Origin of the sequence: Pseudoalteromonas sp. P1-16-1b (genome assembly GCF_001401785.1) — a bacterium.
GTDB classification, from domain to species: Bacteria; Pseudomonadota; Gammaproteobacteria; order Enterobacterales; family Alteromonadaceae; genus Pseudoalteromonas; species Pseudoalteromonas undina.
Genome location: NZ_LKGQ01000022.1, coordinates 1 through 22,274, shown reverse-complemented (window position 1 = coordinate 22,274; position 22,274 = coordinate 1). Strand labels below are relative to the sequence as shown.

Here is a 22,274-nt window from a genome sequence, read left to right as displayed (position 1 = left end):
CAGAGTGACTTAGTTTGTGATCTCTGCTAGTTAGCCTGAGGAAAAGTTACTTTTGCTAAGCCATTATTTACATGAACGTTAAATATATGCCTTACAATGTAACCAAATGTAATTTATCAGCATTTTTAACACAGGAATAAAGTTGAGTCTCACCAGCCAATAATATGTCAAATGTTAAAGATAAGTTTTTTATGTTTTTTTTATGAATAATTATTGGTAACACGCTAATTTAAAATGATTTTTTTTGTAAAAATAGATTTACGAACCCAGCATTAACGTAAACACCATCAAAAAAAACAAGCCAAATTAACCTCTTGATAATATTATATAAATATAAAAGCTTTATTTTTAATCAATAATGTTAAAAACGCTCAAAAACTAGCGTTCACTTTTTGTGCGCTTGGTTCTTTTTAGGGAACTTTATTTAGAGGGCTTACTTTTAATGGTTAATTAAACCTCGATGCGCGCACTTTTTAACCGGGCGTTTCTTCGTTAACAACATCGTTTATAGCAAAATCGAGTTTGATACTTGCACTCGTATTTTTTAGCAATTTAGGTATAGTTGCTGCAATACTTTAATAAATCGGATTTTACATGACTCACTCTACTTATCCTATTGGCACACCCGGCAAGCAATGGAATCACGAGGATAAAGCGCATTGGCTGGCATGCCAAAGTATCAAGCGAAGCTATCAACAAGAAGTCGTAACATTAATTGATGAACTTAAAAACACTCTAGAAGTACAGCAATACGGTGAGCTTAATTATGCCGCGGGTAGCTACCCTTTGTACGCGTTAAAAACCACTAATTTTGATACAAACAAAGCCACAGCTTTAATTACTGGCGGCGTACATGGCTACGAAACCAGTGGTGTTCATGGCGCTTTAAGATTCGCTAAAACATTGGCAAATAAGTACGCTGAGCACTTTAATATTGTAATTACCCCCTGTATTAGCCCATGGGGCTATGAAACAATTAATCGTTGGAACCCTGATGCGGTCGACCCTAATCGCTCTTTTTATCAGGGCAGCCCAGCACAAGAATCAGCGGCAGTGATGAACTATGTGCAATCTTTAAATACTGATTTAATCGCGCATATCGATTTACATGAAACAACAGATTCGGATAACAGTGAATTTAGACCTGCACTTGCAGCACGCGAAGGCAAAGTAAACACCAATTGGAATATTCCAGATGGCTTTTATTTAGTGGCTGATAGCAGCAAACCAGAGCCTGCTTTTCAAAAAGCAATTATTGAACATGTTGAAAAAGTAACGCATATTGCACCTAGCGATGAAAATCAGCAATTAATTGGTGTACCACAAGCGCAATTTGGGGTAATTAATTACGCGGCCCGTGATTTAGGCCTATGCATGGGATTTTCTGAAGCTGCGTATGTCACCACCACTGAAGTATATCCAGACAGTGCAACGGCTAACCCTGAAGAGTGTATATTAGCGCAAGTTGCTGCAATTTCAGGTGCCTTAGACTACATTATTAATAAGTGACCAATACAGTAGATAATGAATAAAAGGGGCGGCTATTGAAATTTGAAAATAACTACGGCAGTTATAGCTTGCGTGTTGAAGGTAATATAGTTATTGGGCAGTTTAAAGGTAACTTAAACCCTCAGTTATTAAATCATTTTAAAGCCGCTTTATTAAATAGCATTGAACCATTTAAACATTTGTCTTGGGGTTATATTAGCCACTCTCCTGAGGTGATTGCTGCTACCCCCGATGCTGAAAAAAACATGATAGATGTAAGCCAAACAATGGGGATTAATAACTGTTTGATCAGTGCGTTTGTCCTCACCTCGCCTATTGCTATAAGGCAATTGCAGCGGATTATGCACAGCTCTGGCCGTGATGCTCATTTGCAAGAATGCTTGTTTGCTGATTTTCAAAGCGCCAAAAAATTTGTAATTAAGCAACTAGCCCTAGCCGAGTCAGGTTGTTAACTGGCTAGGACTCATACTTTATTAATTTTTATAAAACTGACTGTCTTTGGTAATAGTAATTGCAGGATCTTCTTGCGAAGTGATCACAAAACTCAGCTTACTCACTTTGCGTGCTAAGTCGTAACCGTATGCGGTCACCGTTACCGGCACACTTTTCATCAGCCCAGGCTCTACTAATATAGCATTTGGGCTTTGCAATTTAGCCCCCTCTAAACCGCTAATTGAAATTGAATAATGCAGCGGTTGCTGAGTTTTATTGATAATAGTAAGTGTGTAAGGATTTTCAACTAAGCCTTCGTAATTTACCCGATACAATGCGTTTCTATCTCTAAGCAAAGAAGCTTCTATAGGGGTGCGTTGTAACATCCAAGCAAACATAGATAAAATTAATAGCGCAGTTAACGCCCCATAACCTACAAGTTTAAGCCTAAATGGATTAGTTTTTTGCCCTGCCATTTGCTTTTCACTGGCGTATTTAATTAAGCCTTTTTCGTAGCCAAACTTATCCATGGTGTCGTCACAAGCGTCAATACATAAACCACAGTTAATACATTCATATTGCAAGCCATTGCGAATATCAATCCCTGCAGGGCATACCTCCACACATAAGTTACAGTCTACGCAATCACCTAAATTAAGCGCTTTAGGTTCAGCTTTGCGTTTACGTGGGCCGCGATTTTCACCCCGCTCACTATCGTAAGTAACCACCAGCGTATCTTTATCAAACATCACCGATTGAAAGCGAGAATACGGACACGCCACAGTACACATTTTTTCACGTAAAAAGCCCGCATTTCCATAAGTACAAAACGCAAATAAAAATACCCAAAAACTGGTGATCCCAGACCACTCTAAATTTAACATTTCGAGGTACAAGGTTTTAGCGGGGATAAAATACGCTAAAAATGAGGTCGCCGTGAGTACCGAAATAACCAGCCAAGCACTGTGCTTAGTGATTTTTTTTCGCCATTTGGTAATATCCCATGGGCTCTTATCAAGCTTAATACGCTGGTTACGCGTACCCTCTATACGTTGCTCAACCCAAGAAAACATTAACATCCAAATGGTTTGTGGGCAGGTATAACCACACCATACTCTGCCAAGCCAGTTGGTAACAAAAAATAGGGCAAACGCTCCCACCATAAACAGCATGGCTAAAATCATAAAGTCTTGAGGGAGCAAGGTAAGGCCAAAAATAGTAAATTTTTGGGTGGCCACATCCAATAAAACCGCTTGCTGACCGTTATATTGAATCCATGGAATGGCAATAAAACTCAGCATTAACAACCAGCCTAAATTGCGACGTATACGTTGAAAAAAACCTTTTTGCTCGCGTATATAAATTGGCCCCTCTTCTTTATAGGGCTTAATGATCATGTCTTCTTCTTTAATATCAAACTTCATGTTACTTACTTCATAGTGACGGGTATTAAGCAAGCATTTGCAACTTTCAGACCACACTGAAAGCTAGCTTAAAATATTGATATTAAATGATTTTAATAATAAAACCTGACTACAATATCGCGACATTTAGCGGCTATCGCGATATATCACGGATTAACTCTGGCGACGCAGTCCTAATTTTTGCATTTTTGAGCGTAAGGTGCTCTCTGGTAAGCCCAACTTATTTGCCGCGCCTTGTTCACCTGCAATTTTCCAATTACACAGTGCTAATACGCTGCTTATATGCTGTTTTTGTGCTTCATCAAGTGTAAGCGTTGGGTTTATTACATTATCATCGCCCGCTTTAAGCGATTGACTTAACTGTAATGTAGAGTGTTTAGATAAAATAGCTTCTCGTTCGAGTACATTTTGTAGCTCTCTAATGTTACCTGGCCAGTCATAGGCTTGTAATTGCCTGATCGCTTTTTTACTTAACCCTAGCAATTGCTTACCTAAGCGCTTGTTTATTTGTGCAATTAAGTTTTGACACAAGTAAGGAATGTCTTCTTTTCGCTCTTTAAGTGCAGGCACATGAATAGGAAACACATTTAAACGGTAATATAAGTCCATTCTGAATTGGCCTGCTTGTACCATTTCCCACAGGTTACGGTTGGTTGCAGCAATTATACGAATATCAACCTTTAGGGTTTGACTACCACCAACGCGTTCAAATTCACGCTCTTGTAATACCCTTAATAGCTTACTTTGGGACTCTAGCGGCAGCTCTGCGACTTCATCTAAAAATAAGGTGCCGTGATCGGCAAGTTCAAAACGTCCTTTACGACGCTCGTTAGCGCCAGTAAATGAGCCTCTTTCATGCCCAAAAAGTTCTGACTCTAATAAACTTGGAGTGAATGCCGCACAATTTACTTTTATAAATGCTTGTTCGTTGCGTTTACTGAGACGGTGTAAGTTACGCGCTACCAACTCTTTGCCAGTGCCATTTTCACCAAGAATGAGTACGGTGCTGTCGGTTTCACTCACTAACTGTATTTGATCTAACATGCGTTGGAATACAGCACTGTGGCCAACCAGTCCTGAATCTTGCCAATCCTCATTAAGCTCGGCAATAAGGTAATCATTCTCATCTTTTAGCTGCTCGCTTAGGTGCTTTACTTGAGCTAACGCTTCGTGCAACTGAGTTTGCGTTTGCTGTTGTGCTGATATATCGCGAAATACTGCTACAGCACCAATGAGCTGGTTATTTTTATAAACGGGAGTGGAGGTATACTCAACAGCAAAGGCACTGCCATCTTTGCGCCAAAATACTTCGTTTTTTACTTCGCGGCGTTTGCCATCAAACATAGTGCAATAAATTTGGCACTCATCGGCAGGGTAAGGAGTGCCATCGGCATGACTATGATGATGATATTGATGTATTTTCTTTCCTAATAATTCATCGGCCGTCCACCCAGTCATTCGCTCTGCAGCTGGGTTTACAAATACCGCATTGCCGGATAAATCAAATCCGTATATGCCCTCACCCACCGCATTAAGCAATAAGGTAGGATCGTTTAAAAAGTTTTTTATCATAATACAACCTCGCGAAATATCGCGATCATTATGCCAATTTTCTCCTGCTTTAACACCTAATAATGACTAAATAACGCCTTAACATCTATTTTGGCTTCTAAGCGCGCTGCAATTAAATATAAGCCGGCTAATTTACGATGAATAAACAATGCATCCACAGGTGGAGTATGCCACTGCTGCGACTGTGCGCTTAACTGTAATCCGGCATCTTTGATGTTGCTAGCAAGCTCACTGTTTTTAAAATCAAACTCGCCATTATAGCGAAGTGGCTCGCAAGCCATTAAAAATAAATCAATCACTCTTTCTTTATAGTCATCTTTTAAAGCGTCTTTAAAATAGCCAATTGCAGTGGCGGCATTGAGCACACCTTCACGATCATTATTACTGCCGGCTTTAAACAAGGCTAAATAGGCATCACTTAGGGTAGCTGTAATTTCTCGGGTGGCACCAAAATCAAATAACACGATTTTTTGTGATTCTGGTTGGTAATGGTAATTAGCAAAGTTAGGGTCGGTTTGAATTAACTTAAACTCAAACATTTCTTTAAAAAACAAATCAATTAATTGCTCAGCAACCCGACTTCGATCTGATTGTGGTAAATATGTAATGCCCTCTATAGGCTTGGCATCTACATACTCCATGGTTAGCACTTGCGCAGTACTGTGCTGAGGATACACGCTAGGGACTTTGAAATGCGCGTTATTTGCTAACAGGTTTTTGTAACATGCTAAATATTCAGCTTCTCGAGTGTAGTCGGCCTCTGCTAATAGCTGTGCCTTGGCTTCTTCAACTAAGGGTTTTATATCCAATTCTTTAGGTAATAATCGCGATAAAGTAAGTAAAGTGATCACATTATCCACATCGCTTACCACACTTTTAGCAATACCTGGATATTGAATTTTAACGGCTAATTGATCACCATTTTCTATATAAGCTAAATGAACCTGCCCAATTGATGCAGCTGCAAACGGTCTTAGTTCAATATGAGAAAAACGCGATAACCAGTCATCCCCCCATTGCTCTTTTAGCACGCTCACTAATTGCTTATGTGGCATTGGGTTGGCATCGGCACGCAACAAAGACAGTAACTGCGCAAGCTCGGGAGTTAATAAGTCGCCAGCATCCATTGAAAGTAACTGCCCAAGCTTCATTGCCGCACCGCGAAGGTGCGATAGCTGAGTGGCTAAGTTTTCAATATTTTTCGGCTGGAGTAATAAGCTTTTATTATCCCAGCCTTTACCACTAAGCGCACTTTTGGCACCACCTACTAACATATTTGTGGCAACGCCGGTGGCTAATGAGCCTAACTTTGCAAATCGTGAAAGTCGAGAGGTGGGAACGGATCGCTCATTAGCCATAATTAACCTAATCTATTAATAATAAGGTCAATTAATACGTTTTATTACGCTTATTAGATCTAAATTATAACCGAGGTACTAGCTTAATCGCGCCTTCGACTACTTTTAAATCTAAGGGTAAATTACTTAACAGTGCCATTTTAGGGTCGTTCATATTTAACTTATAAACAGGGTTAACCGCTAAAAATGCATTCATGACATCCATCGCTTCGTTATCCAGCACTTCTAAATTACCTTTAAAACCCCCTGCATCAATACTTGAATCGCGTAACTTAACATTACGTAAAAATACGGCTTTTTTCTCGCTATCATAAAAAGGCGTGCCTTGTATTTGTAACTTTAAACGCACAGGATACTTTAATGCAAAGGCATTAATCTCGGCGCTCGAATCAGCACCTAATAAAACATAATCACTGTTGTCGGGACCAATATTAACGCTTAAATCATTTACATCAAACTGCACAGGTAAGCCCATCAGGCTAACTTTTTCACTTAATTTAGGTAACTCTTTATTTAGTAACGACTCAACCTCTGAATTTGTAAATGAATAAACCGAAATACCCTGAGTGCTGTTACAGGCAGCTAAAAATAATAGTGAAATAAAAACAAAAATTTTCATACAAAACCCTATTCATTAATCGTATTGGCAGTAAGTAGCCATAATAAAAAACCGCTTTAATAGCGGTTTTTTTATTTTAGTTGATAAAAGTTAGTTTACAGCAAAAATAACTTTTAACCTTGCTAGTGTGTCAGTTTTGACTGAACCTTCGCTGAGTGCAACTAATTGCTTTAAATAATAGTTTAAATCAGCGTGGTCTCCACGGTGCTTGTCATCTAGCATTGCCACTTGCTCAACCATTCTTTGCGCTGAGTCATGCGAACTCACGTTGGCTAGTATTTCCATACGGGTTAGCAACTGCTCGATACTTAATGACGTTTTTACCACACCAGTGAACTGACTTGGCACTGGTTCATTATTCTCAAGCGCAACAAATAATGCGTTTAAGTTAGCTTGTTCGTTTTTGGCGGCTAATCCGGTTAGCTTTTCATCTATAGCTGACAATAAAGCGGATACTTTAGGCGTTAACGATTTAAATGGCATATACCCTTTAACTTTGGTTTGCAGATCAAGTAATTGGGCTTTACCTTCAACACTATTTAAAGCCGCTTCGAGCTCATTTAGTTCGGCTGTTGCTAGCTTATCTGATTCACCTTGCTCGCGTTTTTGCTGCTCAAACTCTTCGCTGCGTTTAGTGAATGTTGCATCATTAAACTCACGGAATTTTTGCCATAGTGCATTCTCAGCTTTTAAGCCTGCAAACCCTATACTCTGCCATTGTTGCTGTAACTGCTTTAACTGCTGACACGCCTCTGCTAGGTTTTCACTTTGAGATAGCTGTTGCGCTTGCTCAACGAGCTCATTTTTAAGTGCGGCATTGCCTTTATGAAACGCATTAAGTGAAGATACAACTAGCTGCTGTTCTGTCTTATAACGCTCGTTTAAAATTCGGTATGTTTTAGGATCAACTTTACCTACACTACGCCATGCTTTTTGTAATCGGTTGTAGTGGCTTTCAAATTGTTTCCAATCTAAATCAGTATCCTCTGTCGCTTGTAAATGCAGTGCATGCATTTGCGCTATTAGTTGCTCACGCTCTACTTTAGCCGCTTCACGCTGGATTTCTTGCTCTGCGAAATAACTACGACAAGGTGCGAACAATAGCTCAATTTTTTCATCAAACTCATTTCCTTGCTGCTTTTCTTGCTCTGTATCAAGGCGACCTAGTTCATTCCAACGCTTACGCAATACTTTAACTTGGTCAGCACGCTGTTGCGGATCGTTACAAGGCTCATCAACTAACAGTGTTACTTCTTCTAAAAGTGCAGTGCGTTTAGGGGCCGCTGCATACTTTTGCCAATCTTTAGCATCAGCTAGCTGCGCTTCTAGATCAGCTTTTAAGTTAACCAGCGGCTGTTGGTATTTCTCAGTTAGGGCATTAAATAGCTCTTCGAAGCCTTTAAATACACCAAATGCAACATTAAAACGCCCTTCTTCAATTAAACGTTTAACATCACGCGCTTTTCGCTTAGCTTGGCTTTGAGTTTTTTCTAACGGCTTAGTGAGTTCGCTCATTGCAGCTAAAAACTGCTTCTTATGCGCATTAAGCTGAGCTTTAAATGACGTTTGTAAATCAGCGCTAAGTAAATTTAAGTGGCTGCGTGCAGTTTTAAAGGTATTATTGAATGCTGTTAACTGTTGATCGTAATCGCTAAGTTGCTCTGCAGGTTTTATTTCACTAAGCGCATTGTAGGCAATTTTATATTCTTTAATCGCCGCAGTTAGCTCAGGCAACTTAGCAACTTGTGAGAATAATTGCTCAAGCTTATTAATCACTTGTTTTGATTGCTGATCAGCCACCAGTTCCGTTTTATCTAGCGTGTCTTTCGCTTGCGCTACTTTTGCATTAAGCCAATCTTGCTGAATTTGCTCTGGCGTTTCTAAGCCTAACTGTAATGCATTCTCAATTTCTTCACTTAATGCTTCTAACGTAGCTAACGCTAACACTTGGCGCTGTTGTTGCGCTAAACGTTGCTGCTCTATTTCGTGCTGCGCTTTTAGTATGGCAATGTGGGCATCAAGCTTATCGGTAATTAAAATATACTTAGCATCAAGGGTTTTTACATGTTCTTCACTTAGCCATTTTAATTCTAAGGCTTGCCATTGTGCCATGAGTTCTGCGGCTTGTGGGTCAACAATGGCGTAGTCGTGTTTATCACGCAATGCATTAAGCTTGGCTAAAATAACACGGGTTGCGTTTTCAACTTGCGATGGCATTTCAAGTGCTAAACGCTCGTTTTCAAGATGACTTTCAAGCGCTACTTTAGCTTCACCTTGAGCATGCTTTAACAGTGCTTTAGTTAACTGCTGAGTAATCACTAAATCAACTAACTGCTTTTGCAGCTCTTCATTGGCTTCTTTAAAGGCTTTTTCAATCAGTTTAGGGTTTGCTAGGCGTTTTAAGAGCTTAACTCTCACTTGCAGTTCTTTTTCTGCAAATGCTAGTTTTTCAAGGGTTTTAATCGGTGCAAAGCGTTCAATATACTCATTTTTAATCTGTGCCGATAAGCTACTTTCACTGTTTAATACAGCAGACGAAATTTGTTGCTCAGCCACATCTTTTAATGCCTGGTCTTGTTTATAGGCTTTCCACCAAAGCGGTAAATCGTTTACTTTTTGCAGTGCTTTACGACGAATTTCAGCCGATGAGTCTTCAAGCGCTAAGGTGCTTAAAATTGTTACGTCGCGTGCTACATCAAGTTTTTCAATCGCATCTAAACGAACTTGTTGCTTCGGGTGTTTCCATTTTGGTGTAAAAAGGTGTTTAAAGATCATTTTCACTGAACCTAGCTATTTCTTTATCTGATTTAAATTCTTTTTGTAGTTGCGCTTTGGTTTTTTGGATCATTTCTCCATCTGCACCAATGGTAAACTGCTCGTTTGATTGTGCTACTTTTGCTTGATACAACATCACAAGTTGGACTGTTTGTTGTTTTTGTTCATCTGATAAAGGTGTGCCATCTGGCCACTTTCCTGTTGATGCACCATATTGTAGGCGCTCAAATAATTCTGGAGTAATATTCTGTACTAAGTTGTCAATATTCATGTCATTTTTTCTTTTTCAGAGTCACTAAAATAATACGGTTAATAAGGTACCAAATACAGCCAATGCCTATCGCTGAGGTATACGCATACCACTGAAGTGTTTTTTCTTGAGGTTGTAGGAAGTACAAACAAAAGAAGCCACCTAAAAATAAGATCAGCGCTAAAAAGGAGTGGTTCATAAACATTTGCTGCTTTTTAATTCGCTGCTCACGTTGAAGTTGTTGAACTTGCTCGGCATTTAATTCAGCAACGTTACTTTGGCAATGTGGACACTGCGGATGTTTATCTGAAATTGATTTTGCACATTTGGGGCAACGAATAATCGCCATACATCTCTCTCCATACTACGCATAAAAAAAGCGCCTTTCGGCGCTTTTCATTGTACTTGTTTTATTGCTCTTTGTCTTTTTTGAATTTAACCCATAGTTCATATTAAGTTATTAGGGTCTGTTTATTCAGCGTCTTTTGATTGCTTTTCAAGGCGCTTTTCCCAGAAGGTAGCATTTTTAATCCCTAACTTAACGGGATCAAATATGATTTTTCCACCTTTTTTCTTTTGTTCTTCATAATCGCTCAAACATGATAAGGCCGGTTTAGCGACAAAGAAAATGGCTAATATACCCAATATGTTGATCCACGCCATTAAGCCAACGCCTATGTCGCCAATAGTCCATATATAACCAGAACTGTTAACCATGCCGTAGGCTACCATAAACATAATCATAAGTTTTACCACTACAAGCGGAATACTTCCTTTAAAGTAGCGATTTAAGTACGCGATATTAGTCTCAGCAATGAAGTAATAAGCAAGTATAGTGGTAAAAGCAAAGAAGAATAAAGCGATACCTACAAACGCTTCTCCAAAACTACCAAATACACTAAACAACGCCATTTGGGTGAATGCTGCTGATCCCACTTCAGTTGCTGCATCCACATTTTGTATGATGAACTGCCCTTCTGGCAAAGTACCGACTACATTGTATTGCTGCGTCATTAAAATCATTAATGCCGTTGCTGTACATACAAAAAGTGTATCAACATAAACAGAAAAAGCTTGCACTAAACCTTGCTGTGCAGGGTGATCAACTTCTGCTGCCGCCGCTGCATGAGGACCTGTACCTTGACCGGCTTCATTAGAATAGATACCACGCTTAACACCCCAAGCAATTGCAGCACCAAAGCCTGCTTGGGCTGTAAATGCATCACCAATAATAAGCGAGAAAATGCCTGGTACTTTGTCTATGTTTAAAAATACGATAATTAAAGCCAATACGATGTAACCAAGCGCCATAAATGGCACTACAATTTGGGTAAAATTAGCAATGCGCTTTATACCACCAAAGATAATAAACGCTAAAACGATTAGAATAATGGCCAATGCAACGAGTTTAAAACTGCCTACGTCACCAAAAGTTGTAGACACCATAGTGCCATCACCAAATACTTGAGTGAATGCGTTGCCCACAGCATTTGCTTGCACGCCCGGCAGAAAAACTCCACAGGCTATAATTGCCGACACAGCAAATAAAACAGCCAGCCACTTTTGCCCTAAACAACGGTCAAAATAATAGGCTGGACCACCGCGGTACTGGCCGTCTTCTTCTAGTTTGTAAATTTGACCTAATGTTGACTCAGCGTATGCAGTGCTTGCACCTAAAAAAGCAACAACCCACATCCAAAAAATAGCGCCAGGGCCACCAAAACCGATTGCGGCTGCAACACCGGCAATATTACCAACCCCTACTCGGCCAGACAATGAAACAGCAAGAGCTTGAAAAGATGAGATCCCTTTTTCTGAGGTATTAGGGCTAAATAGTAGCTTACACATTTCTTTAAAATGTCTAACTTGAGCAAATCGAGTTAGTACGGAGTAAAATAAGCCTGCGCCTAGGCATAAATAGATGAGTGCATTACTCCAAACAACATTATTAACGGCGCTTACAAAAGCTTCCATGAACATCCTCACAGTTATATTTATTATTATTAATTACCATACTCTGCTACTCAGAATACCTGTCATAAGCTTTACGAAATAAGGGGTTAATCTTTATCGCCTTTCTTATTGTTCAATCGATATTAACTTAAGTACTCAACCTTGTTAACAGTTAATTTTCAAAACAACTTATTGTTTATTTATATTGAGCCTGCTAAGACAACGTTTAACTAAGTGGAAATGGATTAAAACTATAGGTTATTAAATCTGTCGAGAAGGTGTATTGAAACGTTTTAGTGTGATGGTGGGAAATGATTTTTATTTTTTGATACGGCCGGTTTAGCCTAAAATAAAAAGGGCATCAAAATTATTGATACCCTTTAAAACAAGCGTTTTATCTTAAGTTGTCTACAACATTAACAATGGCTGCTAAGGTATCTTGACCAAATTGATATGAACGACGATCTGACCAACCGTAATCTGGATCAGGTAAGTCATTATTATCTTTAAATGGCATTTCAACGGTGTAAGTAAGCGCTTTAAATTCTTCAGCGGTCGCTGATGAACCTACTGTTAAATTAGCTTGACCTGGTTCGTCTTTATCGTAGCCATGCGTATCTTGAAACTCTGGAGTAATAGTTAAAAGCGCGGCTTTAAAGCTGTCTTCAAGGCCTTTTAGGCGTGCATCATAACTTGGTATGCCTTCACTACCGGCAACAAAGTTATATGGAATGGCTTCATCCCCGTGAATGTCAAGGTGCATATCTAAGCCTGCTTCTCGCATTTTATTAAGCACTAAGTAAACTTCAGGACTATTTTCCATGCTTGGTGTTTGCCATTCACGGTTTAAGTTAACCCCTTTAGCATTAGTACGTAAGTGACCACGTGCACTGCCATCTGGATTCATATTTGGCACTACATAGAATACCGCTTTTGATAGTAAGGCTGCTGCATGTGGGTCTTCATCGTCAAGCAGCTTGTGTAATAAGCCTTCTACAAACCACTCTGCCATAGTTTCACCCGGGTGTTGGCGAGCCGTGACCCAGATGATTTTTTTATCTGCACTTGGCTGACCAATTTTAAGCACGCTCATATCACGGCCATCAAGGGTTTGACCTAGCGTCTCTAACTGACAAAGCTCTTGGCTTTGTGCCCATGATAATAAGTCTAAATGGCGGTCGTAGCTGTAAGGAGCAAAATAGGCAAAGTAAACGCTGCTACACTCAGGCTCAAGCTCAAATGTTAGTGTGCCATTTTCATACGAAGACGGTACACGAAACCATGTTTGACGGTCGTATGAGGCAACAGCTTGGTAGTCTACCCAACCATCTGGGTATGCAGACTTATCAAGATTATTAATATTTAACTGATGTAATTGATAAGGCGTTGTTTCAAGACGAAAGTGAAACCACTGATAAAACTCAGACTGATGATCTTTATTAATTTCTAACTGAATATTTAACGGATCGGTGGCTTCAATAACTTTAATATTACCACTGTCAAAATTGCTACTGATTTTCATTACAACAAACCTATTAGTTAACTGTGTGTCTTGACCAAAGGATTTAGCCAAGAGGTAAGTACGTGTTAATGCACTTTAAACGGCTATTACTACGTACTCAATTTAATAAAGCGTACCATAACCACTACACTTTAAAAATCTTCAGACCTAAAAAAGCCAGCAAGTGCTGGCTTTTTTTAATTGCTCAAGTGTTTATCGAGGTAAACTTGGGAATGAGACTTCTGCCATATCGCGCATACAGCGAACTACCTGGCAGCTATAACCAAACTCATTGTCGTACCATACGTAAAGTACAACACGGTTTTCATCAACAATCGTTGCTTGAGAATCAACAACACCTGCGTAACGACTACCCACTAAATCGGTAGATACAATTTCAGTTGACGCTGTGTAATCGATTTGATCACGTAGGTCTGAGTGAAGTGCTGTTTCACGTAAAAACGCATTAAGTTCTTCAACCGTCGTGCTCTTTTCAAGATTCAAGTTTAAGATAGCTAACGATACGTTTGGTGTAGGTACACGAATTGCGTTACCTGTTAGTTTACCTTCAAGCTCTGGTAATGCTTTAGATACCGCTTTAGCTGCACCTGTTTCAGTGATAACCATGTTAAGTGCCGCAGCACGACCACGACGTTCTGCTTTGTGGTAGTTATCAATTAAGTTTTGGTCATTAGTGTATGAGTGAACTGTTTCAACGTGACCATTCTTAATACCAAACTGATCGTTTAATGCTTTCAATGTTGGCGTTATTGCATTAGTTGTACAGCTTGCAGCACATACAATTTTATCTTCAGGTAAAATATCTTGGTTATTTACACCGTAAACGATATTTTTAATGTTGCCCTTAGCTGGCGCTGTTAATAATACTTTTGCAGCACCTTTAGATTCTAAGTGTTGACCAAGGCCAGCTTCATCTTTCCAAATACCTGTGTTATCAACAACAAGTGCGTTTTCGATACCGTAGGCACTGTAATCAACTTCGCTTGGCGAATTAGCGTAGATAACTTGAATGTAGCTACCATTAGCTTTAATAGCATTGCGTTCTTTATCAATGGTAATTGAACCATTAAACGGACCATGGATAGAATCACGACGCAATAAGCTTGCACGTTTTTCTAAATCGCCGTCTTTACCACCACGCACAACAATAGCGCGTAGGTTTAAGTCGGCGTATGGGCCTGACTTTTCAATTAGCAAACGTGCTAATAAGCGGCCGATACGACCAAAGCCGTAAAGTACTACGTCACGTGGTGCTTTAGGCTCAGAATTAACAATTTCAGCTAGCTCGTCTTTAACGAACTCTTCTACTGAACGGCCATTCGCAGCATCTGTGTATAAATAGCTGTATGCTAATTTACCAATATCGATACGGGCAGAATTTAATTCCATTTTGCTGATAGCTTCTAAGAATGGGAAGCTTTCACGTAGGCGAAGTTTAGTTCCTTCAAACTGGGCTACTGATTTATGAGACTTAATAATATCAATAGTGCTTGAGTTTACTAATGGACGGCCGTAAACAGCGATTTCAATACCACGATTACGGTACAATTTACCAATAATTGGTTGCATGCTTTCAGCGTAATCTTGACGTTCTTGCCAGCTACTTGTGTATTCTAACTCGTGAGATGAGGTCATTTTTTTTACCTAATTAAACAATTTTGAACGGATAGCCTAAGAATGTATCGAATTTTGAGAGCAACACATTCCTTCGGGCAGGCCTATTCTAATTTAATCTCATTTTATTCTCTACTGTTAGAGACTAAAGTTTAGGCTAGAATAATACTATATGAGGGTCTGTTGACCTTTACGGATTAAAATTTGTTCAAACTAGGGGCAACTTAATCGCGGCGCGAGGTTTGTAACCTAGTGGGCTAAGTCAAAACCGAGCAACAAAGAGTAAATAGCCCCTAGGCATAACCCTTCGGGCAGCGCCTGTTTGGCATTGATGCTGCGTTATCGCCTATTTATGGGGAATAACCACACCACATAGGCTCTGCCTTGCCTCAATACCAAACAGACTGCTGCAAATTCAACCTTGAAAGGTCAACAGACCCTAATAAATTGAGAGATTCGGATGGCTTTTAAGCACATAACCCTCACTTTTGCATTGTTGCTTGCAGGATGTGAAGAATCTTTTACCGTTGAAGATATTTGTGTGCAATCACCCGCCATGTGCAATGATCTTAACCAAGATGGCCACTGTAAAGCACAACGAGAACATACAATCTTTTATCGCTACCTCGAATCCTTACAACCAACCGATGAGAACAAATATCAACTACTCAAAGCGTTTGAGCATTACAACCAATGTATTGGCTTAGCCGCTAATATTCAGCATATAAAACTAAAAGGTAAAACTACCGCCCGTCGACGAGCCTACCTCACCAGTAATAGAGAAATGGCACGTATTTATCAGCAAACACAAACAACCACTCACCCTGGCCTACTCTATTACCATTGGTCAAGAAACAATGATGAAACGGCACTCACCCGGCTACTTGCTCTAGAAAATACCCCCGAGGTGGAAACGAGTGCTGAAATGCAATTTTATTTAGCGTCTTATTACATTAAAGTTGATGAGCAAAAAGCAATTGATTTTTTATACAACACATTGGCATTAAATCAAGCTAAGCAAATACCTGATCCAGAAATATACACCTCTTTAATTAGCCTTTTCTATAAGCACCACCAATATAAGCACGCGTACATTTTTGCCAAAATAGCAGAGCTCTCTGGTATAAAAAATATCGATATATTATTAATTGAGCAGCAATTAATAGCACAAGAAAAGAATTTAGACAGTTTAGATGCCCTCGCCGAGCAAACATTACACCAAATAAACCAAGGAAAATTTATTTCTCCCCGGAAATAATACAACAGATACAAAAAAGGCAGCTTGCGCTGCCTTTTTGTTTATTTTTTGCTTGTGCCTACTTCGACACGGGTCTTTAACTTTTGCCCCGGCCTAAAAGTAACTACGCGACGCGCTGAAATTGGAATATCTTCTCCCGTTTTCGGATTACGTCCCGGTCTTTCTTTCTTATCTCGAAGATCAAAGTTACCAAATCCAGAGAGCTTAATCTGCTCGCCTTTTTCAAGCGCTGAGCGGATTTCTTCAAAAAACGCTTCAACTAAATCTTTGGCATCTTTTTTATTGATCCCGAGCTTTTCAAATAGGTGTTCAGCTATGTCGGCTTTAGTAAGCGCCATATCTAGTCCCTCAACGATGCATTAAACTGTTCGGCCAGTGCGGCCACCACGTTATCAACTACCTGATTGATATCTTTCTCTTCGAGTGTTCTATCAACCGCCTGCAGTGTTAGAGCAATCGCCAAACTCTTATAATTTGGCTCAATACCTTTGCCCTTATACACATCGAATAAGTTTAGGTCAACCAATTGATTTCCGCCAACTTTTCCGATGACGTTTAAAATATCACCAATTTTAACGCTGTCTTGTACTAAAATCGCGATGTCGCGGCGATTTGATGGGAATTTAGACACCCCTACAGCTTGAGGTAAATTTCTTTTTTCTAATGCCGACATTTCAATTTCAAACACAAAAGTAGCATTGTTGATATCTAACGATTTTTGCGCTTGAGGATGTAATGCACCAAAGAAACCTACTTTTTTACCATCAACATAAATAACGGCAGACTGGCCAGGGTGAAGACCATCCGATTGCTCAGCTTTAATTTCAAAGCGGCTAACATCGTTGGTAATTGCAAGTAATGCTTCAACATCCCCTTTTAGGTCATAAAAATCAACGTTACGTTTTTCTTCAACCCAATGCTCACCATGAACCAAACCAGTAATAACGCCACCAATAACAGGCACTTGGTATACACCATTTTCAGCATTTTCATCACTGATAAACTTAAGGCCGTGTTCAAATAAGCGAATACGAGGTTGTTGGCGGTTTTGGTTATACGCAACAGATGAAAGCAACCCTGGCATTAAACTTACACGCATCGCTGACATTTCAATTGAAATTGGGTGCGGCAATACCAATGCATTACACTCAGGGTGTAAAATAGCTTGCGCTTTAGGGTCAACAAAACTGTAAGTAATGGCTTCTTGATAGCCACGTGTTACTAAGGCATTACGAAAACGGCTCAGGGCAACAGTTGACTCATCATGCGTGGTCATTTTCAGTTTTGCAGTTGGTGCAACATTAGGAATGCTGTTATAACCGTATACACGTGCAACTTCTTCAATTAAATCTTCTTCGATACGAATATCAAAACGGTAGCTTGGTACATCAGCACTCCAGCTATCATTGTCAAATTTAACATCAAGTCCTAAACGCGTCAGAATATCGGTTACTTTCGCATCTTCAATATGATGACCAATAACGCGGTCTAAACGTGAACGACGTAAACGTACTTCAGTTACCTTTGGTAACTTATCAGCAGCCACAGCTTCAACAACAGGACCCGCTTCACCACCAACAATTTCAAGCAGTAACGCTGTAGCGCGCTCCATTGCATCATGTTGTAGAGCAAAGTCTACACCACGCTCATAGCGATGAGATGCATCGGTGTGTAAACCGTAGCTACGTGCTTGACCAGCAATGGCAACAGGGTTAAAGAATGCGCTTTCTAACAGAATATCAGCTGTTTTTTCAGTAACGCCAGATTGCTCACCACCAAAAATACCAGCAATGGCTAGCGCTTTATGATGATCGGCAATCACTAATGTCGATTCATTTAACTTTGCAGTGTTACCATCAAGCAAAACTAATTCTTCACCTGCGTTTGCACTACGTACTTTAATTCCACCCTCAATAGCATTTAAATCAAATGCATGCATTGGGTGACCAAGCTCTAATAACACAAAGTTAGTCACATCAACTACCGGGTCGATTGAACGCACACCACTACGGCGTAGCTTTTCAACCATCCATAGAGGTGTTTCAGCATTAAGGTTAATGCCTTTGATAACACGCCCTAAATAACGAGGACAAGCTTCATCGTTAACCAACTCTATTGATACTTTATCTTCAATTGTCGGTGCTACCGCTGGAATACTTAATGTATTAACATCAATGCTGTTCAGTACGCCAACTTCACGAGCTAGGCCTTTAATACCTAAACAGTCACCACGGTTAGGGGTTAAATCTACATCTATGATATTGTCATCTAACCCTAAGTATTCGCGTAAATCTGTGCCAATCGGCGCGTCAAGCGGCAATTCCATAATGCCATCGCCTTCTTCGCTAATGCCTAGCTCATCAAACGCACACAACATGCCGTGTGATGGTTGACCACGAAGTTTGGCCTTTTTAATTTTAAAATCGCCTGGTAATACTGCACCAACAGTGGCAACAGCAACTTTAATACCTTGGCGGCAATTTGGTGCACCACAAACAATATCAAGCAGTTCATCACCACCAACATTAATTTTTGTTACACGTAGTTTATCTGCATCAGGGTGCTGGCCACATTCAACCACCTCACCTACAACAACACCATTAAATTTGGCTGCTGCCGGCTCTACGCCATCTACTTCTAAACCAGCCATTGAAAGCTGTTCCGAAAGAGCTTGCGTATCAATTGCAGGATTTACCCACTCTCTTAACCACTTTTCACTAAATTTCATTTTATTTCTTCACTCTTAACGGAACTGGTTTAGGAATTTTAAGTCGTTTTCGAAAAACGCACGTAAATCGTTTACGCCGTAACGCAACATAGTTAAGCGCTCTACACCCATACCAAAGGCAAAACCGGTGTATTTTTCAGGATCGATACCAACAGACTTAAGTACGTTAGGGTGAACCATGCCACAGCCTAATACCTCTAACCATTTACCATCTTTACCCATTACATCAACTTCGGCTGAGGGCTCTGTAAAAGGGAAGAATGAAGGACGGAAACGAATTTCCATATCTTCTTCAAAAAAGTTACGTAAGAAGTCATGTAAAATACCTTTGAGCTCAGTAAAGCTAACGTCGGTATCGACCATTAAACCTTCCACCTGATGGAACATAGGTGTATGTGTTTGGTCGTAGTCATTACGATATACACGCCCTGGTGAAATTATACGAAGCGGTGGCTGCTCTGTTTCCATGGTACGAATTTGCACACCACTAGTTTGAGTACGCAACACCAACTTAGGATTAAAGTAAAAGGTATCGTGGTCGGCGCGAGCAGGATGGTGCTCAGGAATATTTAGCGCATCAAAGTTATGAAAATCATCTTCAACTTCAGGGCCTGATTTAACTTCAAAGCCTAGTTCACCAAAAAAGCTTTCAATACGCTCAATTGTGCGTGTTACTGGGTGAAGGCCACCAGAAGGCATAACGCGCCCTGGTAAAGTTACATCGATAGTTTCAGCAGCTAGTTTTTCTTCAAGTGCTTTACTCGCTAACAGCTCACGCTTGTCATTAATTGCGCTTTGCACATCTTGCTTAGCTTGATTGATTACCTGGCCTGCTTCTTTGCGTTCTTCAGGAGCAATTTTACCCAGTGTTTTAAGTAAGCTGGTGATCTCGCCTTTTTTACCAAGGTAGTTAACCCTGATCTCTTCTAGTTGCGCGATTTCACTGGCACTGGCAACTGCCTCAAGTGCTTGCGCTAATATATTTTCTAAGTTCATTCGATACCTGATCTTTCAAAGAAGGTGATTACAATTTAGTTAGCTAATGATAACTGAAAGCGGGGTCTAGATTCTAGACCTACTACAGCTTTAGCGTTGATTTTATGAAAGGAATAGTTAATTTTCGCTGTGCAGCCATGGATGCGTGATCTAATTTGTCTAATACATCCAATAATGCGCGCATATCACGACTTAAACGGGTTAATAAAAACCGCGCGCATTCGTCACTCAGTTCAAGACCGCGCATGTTTGCCCGCTTTACTAGCGCTTGTGCTTTATCATCATCACTCATGGAGCGAATTTGAAAGGTGGTACCCCACTTCAAGCGTGATTCTAAATCGGGCAAGCTAATATTAAGCATATTTGGCAGTAAATCAGCAGTTACTACCAGCATTTTATTAGGCTCATTAAAGCGGTTGAAGAAATTAAATAACGCTTTTTCCCATGCATCATTACCCGCCACTAAGTGAACATCATCAATACATAATACATCTAGCGCCTCAAGACCATCTAAAACCATCGGGCCAAAATGTAGAACTTCTCGCATTGATAGCAGCATATTCGATAAGCCGCGCTCCTGGGCTTGAATACAGGTGGCGTATAACAAATGGGATTTACCTGAGTCTCCTAAGCCACACAAATAAGTATACTGAAAAGCTTGAGATAGCTTAGAAAAGCTATCTTTAAGGTGGTTAACCTCTAATGAGTCTTCTCCCCCAAAATAAGAGGCAAATGTTTCATCATCCGGTAAAGTAACCGGTAGCGCCATTTGCATTGGCTCTTGAGTTAGCATTAGTTTTCAACCCATTGATACTCTAGGCTTTGCTTATCAACTATGTGATAAAAAGCACGGGGGTCGACATAATCTTTAAAGGCATTATCAAGACCAAGGGCTTTTTTAAGATCGTTTACAGTGCCGGTATGATCTAGCTTAAATTCAACAGAATCGGGAGTTTTACGTATAATAACCGCTTGGGTGACAACACTTAAGTTGAGTAGACGGCGCTTTGCCAACTCTATATCCACAAAATTATCTGTCCCTTTTAAGGTCAAATTGGCAGTACGTTGCTCATAATACGCATTCGGATCGATCGCATATTCGCCAGCTAAACCTTGCGCTAAATCATCAATCATTTGCGCAACGATTTGCTGTCTATAGCCAATAATTCGGTTAGATTCAAACATTTCGTCATTAGTAAAACGCCAATCTAATACCCAATTATCGGAGTTAAACTCTTGATACATTCTAGCAGTAATACTGCGCTCAGCACTGTAACGTTTAGATGCCTCTTCTACTGGTTCAGAAAAGTTCCCCCAAACCTCAGGGACACCAACAAGGCGTCTATCTTGTAAATCAAGCAAAGGTACAACGACAGGTAATCCACGACGGCTTGCCTTATCATAAATGAGCTGCTCTAACTGTGGGTAACTTTCTTGAGTTACTAGCTCTCGTTGCCTGTTATCTTCAATCCCTAACCAGATTGCAACCAGTGGTCGTTGCATTCCCCATAATGGCAAATTAAGCTCTTTGATTAGTGCATCGATTTTTCGTGCTTCAAACTTAACTAATAATTTAAGCTCTCCGGGGATACGCTCATCATATTCAAATTTCAGCATATAATCGGATATATCTTTAGTGCGTTGCTTAGCGACTCGATTTTCATCTGCGCTTTTGTCACCACTCACTTTTACTAATACGTTAAGCAACGCTTTGCGGCTAGCGTCTAAACGAGTATCACGAGATTTATCTTCTACGACCAAAATATCTTGATATAGATCAGTTACTTCAACTGCTGATACAGAAACACAAAAGAAAATGGATAAGGCGCTAATTAATAATCTATACACAGGCAAATCATTCATGGTTTTAAACTGTTTTGATCCTAAATCAAAGCCACTAACAAAGCAAAATTATATTTTTCTCAGTCACTAACGCCATTAAGCTCGCTTTAATGATCATAAAAAACCTCAAAGTAAATACCGACTAATTGGAGTCGGTGCGCTACTTCGTTGCGATGACGCAGTAGAATATTGCGGCAAAACAGCGTGAGAGTCTTACTAAAGACATGGAGGTGGCTTTAGGCTGTTATTCTTTTCCTTTTAACCTGTTACCTTTTACCTTTTACCTTTGTTTTTCACTTTCCTGCAGACGTAAAAAAGCCCGACTCTTTCGAGTCGGGCTTTCTTGTATTTGGAGCCTGGTAATGTCCTACTTTCACATAACAAATGCTACACTATCATCGGCGCTGTTTCGTTTCACTACT

Annotated in this window: 18 protein-coding genes; 3 read left to right on the top strand and 15 right to left on the bottom strand. The window is 40.0% G+C overall.

The annotated features are described in order from the left end of the window. Positions 1-594 precede the first annotated feature (594 nt). Positions 595-1,509: a M14 family metallocarboxypeptidase gene (locus AN392_RS14525; RefSeq protein WP_055013121.1), complete on the top strand. Its 915-nt coding sequence runs from the start codon at positions 595-597 to the stop codon at positions 1,507-1,509. A 35-nt stretch (positions 1,510-1,544) separates the two neighbouring features. Further along, complete coding sequence (locus AN392_RS14520; protein WP_055013120.1) at positions 1,545-1,961, top strand: hypothetical protein; 417 nt, start codon at positions 1,545-1,547, stop codon at positions 1,959-1,961. Positions 1,962-1,982: 21 nt separating this feature from the next. Here AN392_RS14520 and ccoG read toward each other — a convergent pair whose 3' ends face one another. The 10 genes from ccoG to AN392_RS14470 all read right to left on the bottom strand — a co-directional run bounded on the left by ccoG (position 1,983) and on the right by AN392_RS14470 (position 15,049). Continuing rightward, complete coding sequence (gene ccoG, locus AN392_RS14515; protein ID WP_055013119.1) at positions 1,983-3,365, bottom strand: cytochrome c oxidase accessory protein CcoG; 1,383 nt, start codon at positions 3,363-3,365, stop codon at positions 1,983-1,985. A 153-nt stretch (positions 3,366-3,518) separates the two neighbouring features. Beyond that, positions 3,519-4,937 carry a sigma-54-dependent Fis family transcriptional regulator gene (locus AN392_RS14510; protein ID WP_055013118.1) on the bottom strand — a complete coding sequence of 473 codons (1,419 nt, stop codon included), beginning with the start codon at positions 4,935-4,937 and terminating at the stop codon, positions 3,519-3,521. Positions 4,938-4,993: 56 nt separating this feature from the next. Next, the gene (locus AN392_RS14505; protein ID WP_055013117.1) at positions 4,994-6,295 is read right to left on the bottom strand and encodes an AarF/ABC1/UbiB kinase family protein; all 1,302 of its coding nucleotides are present in this window, start codon (positions 6,293-6,295) and stop codon (positions 4,994-4,996) included. 64 nt (positions 6,296-6,359) lie between these two features. Beyond that, positions 6,360-6,914, bottom strand: a complete 555-nt coding sequence (locus AN392_RS14500) for a DUF1439 domain-containing protein (protein WP_055013116.1) — start codon at positions 6,912-6,914, stop codon at positions 6,360-6,362. A 90-nt stretch (positions 6,915-7,004) separates the two neighbouring features. Continuing rightward, complete coding sequence (locus AN392_RS14495; protein WP_055013115.1) at positions 7,005-9,689, bottom strand: DUF349 domain-containing protein; 2,685 nt, start codon at positions 9,687-9,689, stop codon at positions 7,005-7,007. After that, a complete protein-coding gene (locus AN392_RS14490; protein WP_055013114.1) occupies positions 9,679-9,960 on the bottom strand; it encodes a YeaC family protein in 282 nt (93 codons plus the stop codon). Before AN392_RS14490 ends, AN392_RS14495 begins: the two co-directional genes overlap by 11 nt. Before the next feature lies 1 nt (position 9,961). Continuing rightward, entirely contained in the window at positions 9,962-10,288 is a 327-nt protein-coding gene (locus AN392_RS14485; RefSeq protein ID WP_008114079.1) for a hypothetical protein, read from the bottom strand. 122 nt (positions 10,289-10,410) lie between these two features. Next, positions 10,411-11,913 (bottom strand): sodium:alanine symporter family protein, encoded by a 1,503-nt coding sequence (locus AN392_RS14480; RefSeq protein ID WP_055013113.1) that lies wholly within the window; start codon positions 11,911-11,913, stop codon positions 10,411-10,413. A 373-nt stretch (positions 11,914-12,286) separates the two neighbouring features. Then, positions 12,287-13,414, bottom strand: a complete 1,128-nt coding sequence (locus tag AN392_RS14475) for a M14-type cytosolic carboxypeptidase (RefSeq protein WP_054200633.1) — start codon at positions 13,412-13,414, stop codon at positions 12,287-12,289. Positions 13,415-13,606: 192 nt separating this feature from the next. Next, positions 13,607-15,049, bottom strand: a complete 1,443-nt coding sequence (locus AN392_RS14470; RefSeq protein WP_010392881.1) for a glyceraldehyde-3-phosphate dehydrogenase — start codon at positions 15,047-15,049, stop codon at positions 13,607-13,609. A 439-nt stretch (positions 15,050-15,488) separates the two neighbouring features. On the opposite strand from AN392_RS14470, the gene AN392_RS14465 reads away from it, so the two are divergent. Further along, positions 15,489-16,286, top strand: a complete 798-nt coding sequence (locus AN392_RS14465) for a DUF2989 domain-containing protein (protein WP_055013112.1) — start codon at positions 15,489-15,491, stop codon at positions 16,284-16,286. A 41-nt stretch (positions 16,287-16,327) separates the two neighbouring features. Here AN392_RS14465 and ihfA read toward each other — a convergent pair whose 3' ends face one another. The 5 genes from ihfA to AN392_RS14440 all read right to left on the bottom strand — a co-directional run bounded on the left by ihfA (position 16,328) and on the right by AN392_RS14440 (position 21,858). Further along, complete coding sequence (gene ihfA / locus AN392_RS14460) at positions 16,328-16,624, bottom strand: integration host factor subunit alpha (RefSeq protein ID WP_008114070.1); 297 nt, start codon at positions 16,622-16,624, stop codon at positions 16,328-16,330. A gap of 2 nt (positions 16,625-16,626) precedes the next feature. Beyond that, positions 16,627-19,014, bottom strand: coding sequence for a phenylalanine--tRNA ligase subunit beta (gene pheT, locus AN392_RS14455; protein WP_055013111.1), 2,388 nt, complete (start codon positions 19,012-19,014; stop codon positions 16,627-16,629). A gap of 15 nt (positions 19,015-19,029) precedes the next feature. Then, the gene (gene pheS, locus AN392_RS14450; RefSeq protein WP_008468473.1) at positions 19,030-20,010 is read right to left on the bottom strand and encodes a phenylalanine--tRNA ligase subunit alpha; all 981 of its coding nucleotides are present in this window, start codon (positions 20,008-20,010) and stop codon (positions 19,030-19,032) included. An 82-nt stretch (positions 20,011-20,092) separates the two neighbouring features. Then, on the bottom strand, positions 20,093-20,803 hold the full coding sequence (gene hda / locus AN392_RS14445) for a DnaA inactivator Hda (RefSeq protein ID WP_010392888.1): 711 nt from the start codon (positions 20,801-20,803) through the stop codon (positions 20,093-20,095). Beyond that, positions 20,803-21,858, bottom strand: a complete 1,056-nt coding sequence (locus AN392_RS14440; RefSeq protein ID WP_054201186.1) for a DUF2066 domain-containing protein — start codon at positions 21,856-21,858, stop codon at positions 20,803-20,805. The genes hda and AN392_RS14440 overlap by 1 nt, the downstream gene beginning before the upstream one ends. Positions 21,859-22,274 lie beyond the last annotated feature (416 nt).

Excerpts from the sequence above, each read along its gene's own strand:
- hda (WP_010392888.1), bottom strand. The coding sequence starts at position 20,803 with ATGCTAACTCAAGAGCCAATGCAAATGGCGCTACCGGTTACTTTACCG.
- AN392_RS14485 (WP_008114079.1), bottom strand. The coding sequence starts at position 10,288 with ATGGCGATTATTCGTTGCCCCAAATGTGCAAAATCAATTTCAGATAAA.
- AN392_RS14490 (WP_055013114.1), bottom strand. The coding sequence starts at position 9,960 with ATGAATATTGACAACTTAGTACAGAATATTACTCCAGAATTATTTGAG.
- AN392_RS14475 (WP_054200633.1), bottom strand. The coding sequence starts at position 13,414 with ATGAAAATCAGTAGCAATTTTGACAGTGGTAATATTAAAGTTATTGAA.
- AN392_RS14505 (WP_055013117.1), bottom strand. The coding sequence starts at position 6,295 with ATGGCTAATGAGCGATCCGTTCCCACCTCTCGACTTTCACGATTTGCA.
- AN392_RS14480 (WP_055013113.1), bottom strand. The coding sequence starts at position 11,913 with ATGGAAGCTTTTGTAAGCGCCGTTAATAATGTTGTTTGGAGTAATGCA.
- ihfA (WP_008114070.1), bottom strand. The coding sequence starts at position 16,624 with ATGGCGCTTACTAAAGCCGACATAGCTGAACACCTATTTGAAAAGCTC.
- AN392_RS14465 (WP_055013112.1), top strand. The coding sequence starts at position 15,489 with ATGGCTTTTAAGCACATAACCCTCACTTTTGCATTGTTGCTTGCAGGA.
- AN392_RS14525 (WP_055013121.1), top strand. The coding sequence starts at position 595 with ATGACTCACTCTACTTATCCTATTGGCACACCCGGCAAGCAATGGAAT.
- AN392_RS14500 (WP_055013116.1), bottom strand. The coding sequence starts at position 6,914 with ATGAAAATTTTTGTTTTTATTTCACTATTATTTTTAGCTGCCTGTAAC.
- AN392_RS14470 (WP_010392881.1), bottom strand. The coding sequence starts at position 15,049 with ATGACCTCATCTCACGAGTTAGAATACACAAGTAGCTGGCAAGAACGT.
- pheS (WP_008468473.1), bottom strand. The coding sequence starts at position 20,010 with ATGAACTTAGAAAATATATTAGCGCAAGCACTTGAGGCAGTTGCCAGT.
- pheT (WP_055013111.1), bottom strand. The coding sequence starts at position 19,014 with ATGAAATTTAGTGAAAAGTGGTTAAGAGAGTGGGTAAATCCTGCAATT.
- AN392_RS14510 (WP_055013118.1), bottom strand. The coding sequence starts at position 4,937 with ATGATAAAAAACTTTTTAAACGATCCTACCTTATTGCTTAATGCGGTG.
- AN392_RS14495 (WP_055013115.1), bottom strand. The coding sequence starts at position 9,689 with ATGATCTTTAAACACCTTTTTACACCAAAATGGAAACACCCGAAGCAA.
- ccoG (WP_055013119.1), bottom strand. The coding sequence starts at position 3,365 with ATGAAGTTTGATATTAAAGAAGAAGACATGATCATTAAGCCCTATAAA.